Source organism: Streptomyces sp. NPDC048420, from assembly GCF_040651535.1.
GTDB lineage: Bacteria > Actinomycetota > Actinomycetes > Streptomycetales > Streptomycetaceae > Streptomyces.
Window position 1 is genome coordinate 84210 of record NZ_JBEZKG010000004.1, and the last position, 10896, is coordinate 95105.

The 10896-nt window shown below is 68.2% G+C and carries 6 protein-coding genes and 2 pseudogenes; all 8 read left to right on the forward strand.

What is annotated here, in order from left to right; translation table 11 throughout:
- The first annotated feature begins 361 nt into the window (after positions 1-361).
- Positions 362-1540: a site-specific integrase gene (locus AB0D34_RS07765; protein ID WP_362658090.1), complete on the forward strand. Its 1179-nt coding sequence runs from the start codon at positions 362-364 to the stop codon at positions 1538-1540.
- Positions 1537-4050, forward strand: coding sequence for a site-specific integrase (locus AB0D34_RS07770; RefSeq protein WP_362658093.1), 2514 nt, complete (start codon positions 1537-1539; stop codon positions 4048-4050). The genes AB0D34_RS07765 and AB0D34_RS07770 overlap by 4 nt, the downstream gene beginning before the upstream one ends.
- Complete coding sequence (locus tag AB0D34_RS07775; RefSeq protein ID WP_362658096.1) at positions 4037-4486, forward strand: hypothetical protein; 450 nt, start codon at positions 4037-4039, stop codon at positions 4484-4486. Before AB0D34_RS07770 ends, AB0D34_RS07775 begins: the two co-directional genes overlap by 14 nt.
- Positions 4487-4928: 442 nt before the next feature.
- A complete protein-coding gene (locus AB0D34_RS07780) occupies positions 4929-5456 on the forward strand; it encodes an NUDIX hydrolase (protein ID WP_362658099.1) in 528 nt (175 codons plus the stop codon).
- A 10-nt stretch (positions 5457-5466) separates the two neighbouring features.
- The gene (locus tag AB0D34_RS07785) at positions 5467-5793 is read left to right on the forward strand and encodes a hypothetical protein (protein WP_362658102.1); all 327 of its coding nucleotides are present in this window, start codon (positions 5467-5469) and stop codon (positions 5791-5793) included.
- A gap of 129 nt (positions 5794-5922) precedes the next feature.
- A pseudogene (locus AB0D34_RS07790) lies at positions 5923-6555 on the forward strand (ScbR family autoregulator-binding transcription factor); the annotation flags it as partial.
- A 909-nt stretch (positions 6556-7464) separates the two neighbouring features.
- Complete coding sequence (locus tag AB0D34_RS07795; RefSeq protein WP_362659038.1) at positions 7465-8169, forward strand: CHAT domain-containing protein; 705 nt, start codon at positions 7465-7467, stop codon at positions 8167-8169.
- A 1474-nt stretch (positions 8170-9643) separates the two neighbouring features.
- Positions 9644-10885, forward strand: a pseudogene (locus tag AB0D34_RS07800) (hypothetical protein); the annotation flags it as partial.
- Between the last annotated feature and the right edge of the window lie 11 nt (positions 10886-10896).

Consider the following 10896-nt stretch of genomic DNA (forward strand, 5'->3'; position numbering starts at 1 on the left):
TTCCAATACCCGACTCCACCATTAGCCATCTACCCGACCGAGGCGATCGAGGCCCACCGCGCGTTCATCGCCCGCCGCCGCGCCCTGCGGCCGAGCGAGGAGTACCGTACTCCGACCAGCGAAGAATGGGACGCGTTCCTCGGCCACTTCGAGAAGCGAAAGGTGTCCATCGGGATCTGTGCCCGCGCTTTTGGAACGCCGTGCGTCCATGAGCACGCCCCGTTGACTGAACGAACCAGGTTGATTGTGCAGTTCAGGGCACAGGTGAGGTTGCGGCTCAGTACGGTCTGCGGTCGTGATGAACGATCGTGTGCCCGAGCGGGATCTATCGAGGTTGGCCGTTTCTCCGTGGGGTCGGCTGGTGGAGACCGGCGACCGGTACGAGCCCTACCGGCTCGTCGACGCCGACGGCGCGGTCGTGGCGCCAGTCGCGGTGTTCTTCCAGGAACTGCTCGCAGCCGGGAAGGCGGCGGCGACCGTCCGCTCCTACGGCATGGACCTGCTGCGCTGGTGGCGGTTCCTGCACGCGGTCGAAGTGCCGTGGGATCGAGCGACACGCGCGGACGCTCGGGATTTCAGCTGCTGGATCCAGCTGACGGTCAAGCCGCGAGCAACCGCGGCCAAGCGGCGGCCGACCCGCACCATCGGCGCCCCGAACCCCGTGACCGGGAAGACGAGCCCTGGGCTCGGCTATGCCCCGTCGACCGTCGCCCACAGCGAGACGGTGTTGCGCAAGTTCTACGACCTGCACCGTGATGCCGGATCCGGGCCGTTGCTCAACCCGTTCCCGCTGGATCTGGCTCGTCGTTCCGGCCGCGCACACGCACACCACAACCCAATGGACGCCTGGGCGCCAGAGCGGACCGGCCGCTACCGGCCCACGGTTCCGCGCCGGATTCCGCGCTCGATCCCGGACGAGTGGTTCAACTCGCTGTTCGCGGCGCTGCGGTCGAACCGGGACCGGGCAATGATCGCGTTTTGGATCTCCAGCGGAGTCCGGGCCTCGGAGCTGATCGGCGTCCGGCAGTGCGACGTCGACCCTGGGCAGCAGCTGATCAGCATTGTGCGGAAGGGCTCCCGAGCACGGCAGCAGGTGCCGGCCTCGGCAGATGCGTTCGTATGGCTGCGGCTCTACCAGCAGGAGCTGCACGGGCTGGTGCCGAGAGGCCGGACGCAGCCCGTGTGGTGGACGCTACGGCGTCCGTTTCAGCCGCTGACCTACCACGGTGCCCACCGCATGTTCGAGCGGGTAAACGCAACCTTCGGCGCGGACTGGACCCTTCACGACCTTCGCCACAGCGCCGCCGCCCGCATGGTGCGCGACCCGGCGCTGACGCTGACCGACGTGCAGTGGGTCCTCGGGCACGCGCATCTGACCACGACCGAGATCTACCTCGCGCCGCGCCAGGACGAGGTCGTGGCCGAGGTGCTGGCCCACCACGCCCGACAGGCAGACCGGCACACCGAGCCGGTGCCGCCGCCTCCCGCACCCGGCTACAACCCGGAAGCCTTGGACGTGCTGTTCGGGCGGTCTTCATGACCACCACCACGAAGCACTCGACGCGCCGACAACTGCAGACCGCGAATGCAACAGTCGAACAGGCCCGAGCACGGAACAACGTACTGCGGGAACGGTTCCCGCCCCGCTCCGCAGAAGACTGGTGGCCGACGACAGCGCAGTCGTCGGACGAGGTGCTGCGGCGGCTGACGGCGCCACCGTTCTTGCCGGCGGCCAACGCCACCCGGGCCGGGCGACGGCGCGGGGTCACCAAACTTCTGCACTGGCTGTCCAGCCTCCCCGGGGATACCTGGCAGCAGCGGTGGAAGGCCAGCCGCGCCGAGGACATTCCCGGCGCTGACTGGACGGATCTCCCGCTGCGATTCCTGCGCCAGAGCGGGCCGTCGCCATCGTATGAGCGCGTTGACCTGACCTCCGGGCTGCTGATGTTGGCCTGCGGCGACGTCATCCGTCCCGACCTGGCCTGGATGCTCACCCGCACCCATAAGCATTTGGCTCCGGTCATGGCCGAGGTCCGCGACCCCGAGGGGTTCGCACGGCTGGCACAGCTGGCCGAGTCCGGGCCGGTCAGCGCCCGAGGAGAAGCCACCATCGCGGCGACTCGGATTGCGATGCTCCTGGCCTGCAAGGGCGGGTCGATCGCTGACATCACCGTCGGCGACTGCGTGGAGCTGGTTGACACCTTGCGTCGGGTCCATGTCCGCGGGGGTCAGCGCAAAGTCGACTTCTATCTTCGGCTGCGGGCTTTGGGCGTCTTCCCTGAGGACGCCCCGGCCACGATCCGGGCGTTCGGGCTTGCCGCTGGCCGGCTGAGCATCGAAGAACTCGTGGATCGCTATCCGATCCAGTGCCGCCCGGTCCGCGACCTGATCGTGGACTACCTGCGCGAACGGCAACCGTCGTTGGACTACACCAGCCTGGACGCGGTGTCGCGGACGCTGGCCGGGCTGTTCTGGATCCGGATCGAAGCGCTCTCCCCGGGCATCGACTCCCTACGTCTGCCACCGGCACTGGCCCGGGCCTGGAAGACGGACATCGCCACCAAGAAGCGCACCACGACCGGTCCGGACGGCACCGCCGTCGAGATCGCCAGCCCCCGGCTGAACGCCAAGGACGAGCTCATCCGCGTCCGCGCTTTCTATCTGGACATCGCCCATTGGGCCGCGGAGGAGCCGGCCCGCTGGGCGCCTTGGGTGGTGCCCTGCCCGATCAGCGACGAGGAGATCAGCAAGGCCAAGGACCGCAAACACCGCAAGGCCCGGATGGATCAGCGCACCCGCGAACGGCTTCCCGTCCTGCCGGTGCTGACCGACACCGCCGACCGCAGGCGCCGCGCCGCGGCCGAACTACTGGCTGCCGCCGAGCGCACCCGGCCCGGGGATCTGATCCCCGACACCGCCGGGGCTTTGCGCAGAGCCGTCGCGCCCAAGGCCGCCGGGCACCTGATCTGGGCCGAGGAGACCTCGACCGGGCGGCGCCGGAACCTCACCCACGAGGAGACCGAAGCCTTCTGGGCCTTCGCCGCGATCGAGGTCCTGCGCTTGACCGGCATCCGCAACGAGGAGCTCCTGGAGCTGACCCACCACAGCATCACCGAATACCGGCTCCCCAGCACCGGCGAAGTCGTGCCCCTGCTGCAGGTCGCCCCCTCCAAGACCGACAGCGAACGGCTCCTGCTGGTCAGCCCGGAGCTGGCGGACATCCTTTCCACCATCATCCGCCGCCTGCGAGGAAGCAGCCGCGCGATCCCGCTGGTGACCTCCTACGACGTCCACGAGCGGGTCTGGAACCCGCCGATGCCCCTGCTGTTCCAACGCGATATCGGCACCGAACACCGCGCCTTCACTCCGACCGCCCTCCGCAAGCTCCTGCTCAACACGCTGGCCACCACGAGCCTGACCGATGCCGGCGGCGAACCGCTCGTCTTCTCCCCGCACGACTTCCGCAGAATTTTCGTGACCGAAGCCATCATGAACGGCCTGCCACCGCACATCGCGCAAGTGCTCTGCGGGCATCGGAGCCTTGACACGACGATGGGCTACAAGGCGATCTACCCGGCCGAGACCATCGAGGCCCACCGCGCCTTCATCGCCCGTCGCAGGGCTGCCCGGCCCAGCGAAGAGTATCGGACCCCCACCGAGGAGGAATGGGACGCTTTCCTCGCGCACTTCGAGAAGCGCAAGGTCTCCATCGGCACCTGCGGTCGCGCTTTTTCAAGCCCTTGTGTTCATGAACACGCTTGCGTTCGTTGCTCGCTTCTCCGGCCGGACCCGGCCCAGCGCGGCCAGTTGGAGGAGATCCGCGACAACCTCGTCGCCCGCATCGCCGAGGCCGAGCGCGAGGGCTGGCTCGGGGAGGTCGAAGGGCTCAGGGTCAGCCTGGCCGGCGCCGAAGACAAGCTCGCTCACATGGACCGACGAGCTTCCGGCGGTACGGCGATCGACCTCGGCATGCCACGCATAGCCCCAGCTCAAATTACCCAGGTGGAGGGAACGGCTTCGCTGACACAATCACTGGATGACCAGCAATGACATCCGGTTCGACTGCCAGCACCGTGGGGACGGCGGCCCGCTCGTGATCGTCCCCCGCATCGACGGAGCACCACTCACCGAGCTGATCGACGGGTTCGAGATCGCCGCCGGGATGCAGCCCGCAGGCGACGCCTACGGCGGTCTGATTCCGGAGTTCTTCCGGTTCGGCCCGATGCAGGATCACTTCCTCGGACGGTCCACCAACGCGATGGGGCCGAAAACACCCGTTCTCGGTTGTGAATGCGGCGAATGGGGATGCTGGCCCCTCATGACCCGCATCACCCCGACGACCGACTCCGTGATCTGGGACTCCTTTGAGCAACCCCATCGCAAGACCCGCGAGTACACGGCATTCGGTCCGTTCCAGTTCGACCGTCGCCAATACGACGACGCCCTGCGCGCGCTGAACGCCGCAATCGGCTCCGACGAGACGTAATCCGCACCCGCTACCGATAGTTCAGAGAAGCCTGCGTCAGATGTTCACTGCTGCGTCCAGACGCGGCCCAACGGGCCCGGCTGGTCGAGATCCGCGACAACCTCCAGGCCCGCATCACGGAGGCTGAACACGAGGGCTGGCTCGGTGAAGTCGAGGGCCTGCACGTCAGCCTCGCCGGGGCGCGGGACAAGCTCGCCCAGCTTGACGCGGAGCAGACTCGCACCCGTCGGGCCATCGACCTGGGCATGCCCGCCTTCCGTAGCATCACGGGCCGTGAGGGCACCTCACCATGGGGCCCGGGCTGACACCTCGTCTCGTCGGCCAGCTCGACCGAGCACGTGGTGCGGCGGCACGACCACAGCGGGAAGCATCTCGTGAGGACTGCCACGACTAGAGTGCGACAGCGATCACAGGACGAGTGCCTCGGAAAGGGGCGGCGATCATGGGCTGGCAGGCGATTTCGAGCGAGGTGGTCCATCAGGGCCCGTTCATCTCCCTGCTGCGCGACTCGGTTCTCCGCCCGGATGGAAGCCCCGGCAGTTACGAGCACGTCGCCGTGGACGACGCGGTCCGTGTGGCCGCCCTCGACGATCAAGGACGAGTGGTTCTCGTGGAGGACGACTTCTACCTCCAGCAACGGCGCGTCCTTCACGTGCCCGGCGGCGGCTGCGACGGGCAACGCCCGCGCGACGCCGCGCTCCGGGAGCTAGAGGAGGAAACCGGTCTGATCGCCGACTGCCTCCATCCGCTCGGCACCATCGACCCGCTGCCGGCCGTCACCACGGCCCGCACCCACTTGTTCCTAGCCACCGACCTGCGTACCGGTTCCCAGCGCCGGGATGACACCGAAGCCGGAATGACCATCCAGTGGCGCAAACTACCGGACGCCGTCGACGCGGTACGCGCGGGCGAAATCACCGAGGCGGGAAGCGTCGCCGCACTTCTCCTGGCAAGGCTAATCCGCGGATAAAGTGGCCTGCATGGACCGGGAGGCACGACAGGCGGCGTGGGAGGTCTACGTCGCGCTGCACAGCCTCGCCGCCGCCCACCTCCTTGGCTCGCTTCCGACCGAGGTTCAGGACGATCGAGTGATGCTGGGCGACCACGACCACACTCTGCAGCAACTCACGAAGCACGAAGCGGCAATGCACCGCACCGATCCGAGGCTGTTCCACGGTATCTGGGAGGCTGTCGCGCGGTGGGACAGCCGTCCCGCCACCCGACTCGTCGAGCTCCTACCCCTGTTGGACCGGTTGGAGGAGATCACTGGGGCGTCCCTCCCGCCGTTGCTTCCACCCACCACGTGACATCCCCGCCCACCGAGACGTCGGACAAGCGGATGAATCAGCTGGCGGCGGGCACGGTCAGATACCGTGTCCGCGGAGCAGGAAACCAACGGCACGACCCGCTCTTTTTGCCCCAGGAGTGTCCAGCTGATGACGAGGCAGATACGCGCCGAACAGACCCGCTCCGCGATCGTGATAGCCGCAGCTGATCTGTTCGACCGTCGCGGCTACGAATCCACCAGTCTCAGTGACATCGTCGAGCACGCCCAGGTAACCAAGGGCGCTTTGTATTTCCATTTCGCGGCGAAGGAGGACCTCGCCCAAGCCGTCATGGAGATGCAGTCCAGGGCGTTCCGTCAGGTCGTAGCCGAATCAGACGCCCGGGGGTACTCCTCGCTGGAGGCGCTGATACGCACGACCTTCACCATCACGCGCCTCGCTGTCGAGAGCCCGATCCTCCGGGCCGGACTGCGCCTCGCCGCCAGCGGCCTGGCCGTACGACCGCCCCTGCGACCCCCCTTCACCGAGCTACGGGACATCTCCACCCGAGCCCTCCTCGGCGCTGTCAAGGAGCACGACCTTCATCCGGATATCAATGCCGACGCCATAGCCCACTCGCTCGTTTCCTTCTTCATCGGCACCGGCGTCGTAGGCCGCTCACTTGAGCCTGTCGCAGTCCAGCCCCGCAGAGTCGCCGAGATGTGGCACGTCATGATCCGCGGTCTGGTTCCGGTACCTCGCCGCGCCCGCTACCTAGCCCTCGCCGCACAGCTGGAACAAGAGGGGGGCGGGGTCACAGTCGACTACGAGCCACCTGCCGGGTACGCGCAGACTGTGACGAGCGGACCCGCCGAACCCCCGCCGCCCTGGTCCCGCCCTGGGGCACCCGCGGCCGGTGACCACCTCGATTTCAGAGGCGGGTCGATCCACGCCCCCGTTATTGGCCAGCACGTTGAATACCCGGAGCAGCGTCGGCTGAGAGCCGAACTCGCGGAGCAGGCATCACCAGGCCGCGAGGTGCCACTGCAGGTCCAAGTCACCTGCGACGGCAGCCAGGGGGGCGTGGTCCTCCGGGCGTTCGAGCTACCGGCCGAAGGGGCACGGCTGTTGATCACCGTGCACGCACCGGGACTCCTGGCTCTGGGCGACTTACAGCAGGAACTGCGGGTTGAGGCGGGGCGGGACTCCGACGTACTGCGCTTCGGCCTGCGTACCGACCGGCCCGGGTTGCACGCGGTCACGGTGCGCGCGTTCAGAGGAGGGTCTTTTCTCGGGGAACTGCGCCTGCAGATCTCAGTACAGACGGACGTGCCCGCCCGAGACGGAGCGCCGCGCACGGCACCGCTGGACTCACTCGCCTTCGACCCAGGCGAGGTGACGCTACAGGTACTCAAAGCCGCCGACGGCTACAGCTTCCAATTGCTCAGTGAGACCAGCTATGCCCCGGCGTTCCAACTGAAGGCGGGCGACCCCATACAAGCCACGGAGAACATCTATCGGGAACTGCGCAGGATCGCTGCTGCAGCTGGCGTCGGAACGGACGCCCAACAGGTACGCAGACGGCTGCAAAATCTGGGGGTAGCCCTTTGGCGGGCCGCTGTGCCAGACGCGGTGCGTGGCCAGTTCTGGCGCGAAACCGACAAGATCCGCACGTTCACGGTGCTCGGTGAACATGACGTGGTGCCATGGGAAATGCTGTACCCGCTCGACGGAACACAGCAGGGCGACGGCTTCCTCGCCGAATGGCTTCCCGTGGTACGTCGTGTCCACGGCCAAGAGCGGGTACGGCAACTCCACCTGCATCAGGCCACCTTCGTCGTACCACCCGGATCGCCGCCCGAAGCGGAACAGGAGGTCACGACTCTGCGCGCCCGATTTCGCCCTGCGATGGGCGATGGAGGGATCCTGACCCGGGGAGCGGAACTCCAGAGCCGCCTTGACGAGGGGATGGCCGGGCTACTGCACTTCGCCTGCCACAACGCCTTCACGGAGACTGGCTCGCAGGTCACCATGGCGGATGGCCGCTTCGACCCGTTGGACCTCGCCACCGCCCAGGGGTCTCGCTCCCTGGGGGACACACAACCGCTGGTGTTCTTCAACGCGTGCCGCAGCGCCGGCCAGATCGACTGGTACTCCACATCCTTAGGCTGGGCCCCGCAATTCCTCGAAGCCGGTGCAGGAGCTTTCGTCGGCACCTTGTGGCCGGTGCGTTCAGACTCGGCCCTGGCCTATGCCGACGCGTTCTACGCGCACCTGCTCACCGGCAGGCTCCCTCTGGGAGAAGCATCGATGAAGGCCCGCCAGGCCATCCGAGACCTGGACGGCGACCCGACCTGGCTGGCGTACGCGGTCTACGGAAGCCCAGCCGCCACAGCAACGACCCGAGTAGCGCCTTGACCGACGAAGGACAGTCCGATGTCGGCGCGGTCACTTTGTGAAGATTCACGGTCGCATACGGGTGAGTTGCGTGTCCCGGCTGGGTCTGCTCCACGAGATGGGCACGACACAAGAAGGTCGGCCCGGGTGGGTGGCGGTACTACGTCTGCTCCGCGAGATGGGCACGACACACTCGACGGTCCTGTTTGCGCGCGACCGCATCCTCGATGCCCTGTCAGCCTCGGCTCGCTCGCCATGGGTGGCTCGGGCTTCCGGTGACCGACGGGGCAAACTGCTGGGCAACGGAGTGGGATTGGCCGGAGAGCCGCGTGGAACGGAGCTTCCCGATCTAGCATCTTGGCTAGGCAGGTTCAGTGGCCAGAGTTCGCCCACCGGGCGCAGCGAGGACGGGATGTCGGGGTGTGTCCTAGCCCGAACTGATGGACACGAAGGCAAATTGGGCCGGAGTGACACGTGACCGGGGAGCAGGCGGATGTCGGCAGCAGGTCGACGGTGGTGGCGAGTCGGGACGACCCCCGCCCGAGAAGATGCGCGTGACCTCGGCGCGGCTATCCGCATACCGGTTCCGGCCGGGGGCACCCATCTCGTCGCAGTCGTCAGCCCACACGGCAACACCGGGAAGACCACGACGGTCGCCAGCCTTGGAGCCGTCCTCGCCTCCGAGCGGGACGACAAGATCATCGCGGTGGACGCCAATGACGGCATGCTGACGCGCTATGCACCGGCAGTCAGTACTCCTGCGTCCTTGCGGGTCTTAGCCGCTCGTCTTGACCAGCAATACAGCTCCGACGTCCGCGCGTTCACCTCTCGCGCGCCTTCCGGCCTGGAAATTCTTGCCGATCCTGCTGCCGCCGCTGCGCCAGGTGATCCGGTCGATGCAGTTTCCTACACCACCCTTCTCGGTGCCCTCAGCTCGTACAGCGTCGTCCTCAGTGACTGCCCCGCCGGCATCGACAGCCTCACTACCTTCGTTGCGTTGACGGGGGCTGACCAGCAAATATTCGTCAGCAGCCTGTCCGAATCCAGCGTTGCTGCCACTGCCGACGCTCTGGCCACCTACCGTTACCTGGCCGAGCGCAGCCACGTGGTACTGACCGGTGTCGGCGACACCGACACCATGCTTGATGCGCTCGAAGCCGCCGAGCGTCTGAGCGGAGCCTGCCGCAGCATTGTCGTCGTTCCGTTCGATGAACGGCTCGCGGACGGTGGGCCCGTGGGCCTGGAGGGTATGCAGGAAGCAACCCGGGAGGCGTACCGCGAACTGGCTGCGGTCGTTGCGGAAGGTTTCTTGCAGACGAAGAGCCGGGGCGCCAGTGAGCCGGGCCCGGACCTGCAGACCGCGCCCGAGGAACCGAAGCATGGGGGCGGCTCAGACCCAGCGGAAGGGCCGCCCTGGCGGCCAGACGGTCCTATTGGCCGAGGCACTGGTGCCGCGATTGGTGGTCTGGCGGGAGCCCGGCGTGACAGCCACCAGCCGAGGGGGCGTGCTGGAGCCGGTCAGGGTCCGCGTGCGGCACTGCCCGGCCGGGACGCGGGCGGTCGGCCGAGTTCCCGGGGCGGAGTGATCGGGCCACCGGGCCCGTCTACGGCCCAGCAGGGCCAGCCAGCTCCGACGGCTACGGGCGCCGGTTCCCAGGAACCGGGTGCTCCGCAGGGCCTGCAGGCCAGTGGAACCGGTGGGCCGCCGGACGCCTTCGGCGGCGACCGGAATTCTGAAGGCCAGCAGTCGCCGTTCGACGACAGCGGCGCCGGGCAGCGGCAGGGACGCAGCGGTCCGCTGTCCGAGTTGCCTAGCGGTAACCCACAGCAGCCCCGCACACCCAGTTGGAGCGACGAGGACCCGGCCGCCACGTCCCGCATGCCGCGGACCGACGACCTCCCGGGTCCCGCGACCACCTCGGAGTTCCCGCGCCCGGACTTCGACGCCCCGCAGAACACCGGCCAGTTCCCGCGCCCGGGTACGAGCGGGCCGCAGAACACAGGCCAGTTCGTCCGCCCGGACGTCTTCGGCACACCGCCGCCCGGGCAGAACGGCGGCTCCCGGGAGACCGGGCAGTTCGCGACCCCGCAGGCGTACGACAGCGGCTCCACGGGGCAGTTCTCGACGCCGGGCTACGACGGCAGCTCCACCGGGCAGCACTCCCTGCCGGGCCGCCAGGACCCCTCGTCCACGGGCCAGTTCGAGCGTCCCCAGACCAACGGTGCCGACTTCGGCGCCCCCCGGCCGCCCGTGCCGCCGCGTCCGCAGCAGCGGCCGGCGCGCCAGGAGCCGGAGGCGCTGCCGCCGGCCTCGGGTCCCGGAGACGGCCGTACGCCGCTGTACGACACGCTGGAGACCAACTGGTTCCACGGCGGCCCGCAGGGTCAGGGGCAGCCGTCCAACGGCAACGACTCCTCGGCCCCGCGGCAGCCCCAGCAGGCTCCCGCGGCTCCCCAGAACCCGGCCGCTGCTTCACAACGGCCCGCGGCCTCCGCGGGCTGGCGCAGCTCGCCGAACGACGACCTCGTCCGACAGGCGGAGCGTGTGCGCCAGCCGGCCGCGGGCGGTGTCACCACCTCAGGGCTGCCGCGCCGGGTGCCCAGGGCGAACCTCGTCCCGGGTACCGCTCAGCAGCAACAGCACCAAACCGGTCCGCAGGTCTCGCGTTCGCCTGACGACGTACGCGGCCGGCTGACCAATCTCCGTCGGGGCATCGCACAAGGGCGTCGCGCAGGAAGTCCCACGAA

Excerpts from the sequence above, each read along its gene's own strand:
- AB0D34_RS07775 (WP_362658096.1), top strand. The coding sequence starts at position 4,037 with ATGACCAGCAATGACATCCGGTTCGACTGCCAGCACCGTGGGGACGGC.
- AB0D34_RS07770 (WP_362658093.1), top strand. The coding sequence starts at position 1,537 with ATGACCACCACCACGAAGCACTCGACGCGCCGACAACTGCAGACCGCG.
- AB0D34_RS07785 (WP_362658102.1), top strand. The coding sequence starts at position 5,467 with ATGGACCGGGAGGCACGACAGGCGGCGTGGGAGGTCTACGTCGCGCTG.
- AB0D34_RS07795 (WP_362659038.1), top strand. The coding sequence starts at position 7,465 with ATGCTGTACCCGCTCGACGGAACACAGCAGGGCGACGGCTTCCTCGCC.
- AB0D34_RS07780 (WP_362658099.1), top strand. The coding sequence starts at position 4,929 with ATGGGCTGGCAGGCGATTTCGAGCGAGGTGGTCCATCAGGGCCCGTTC.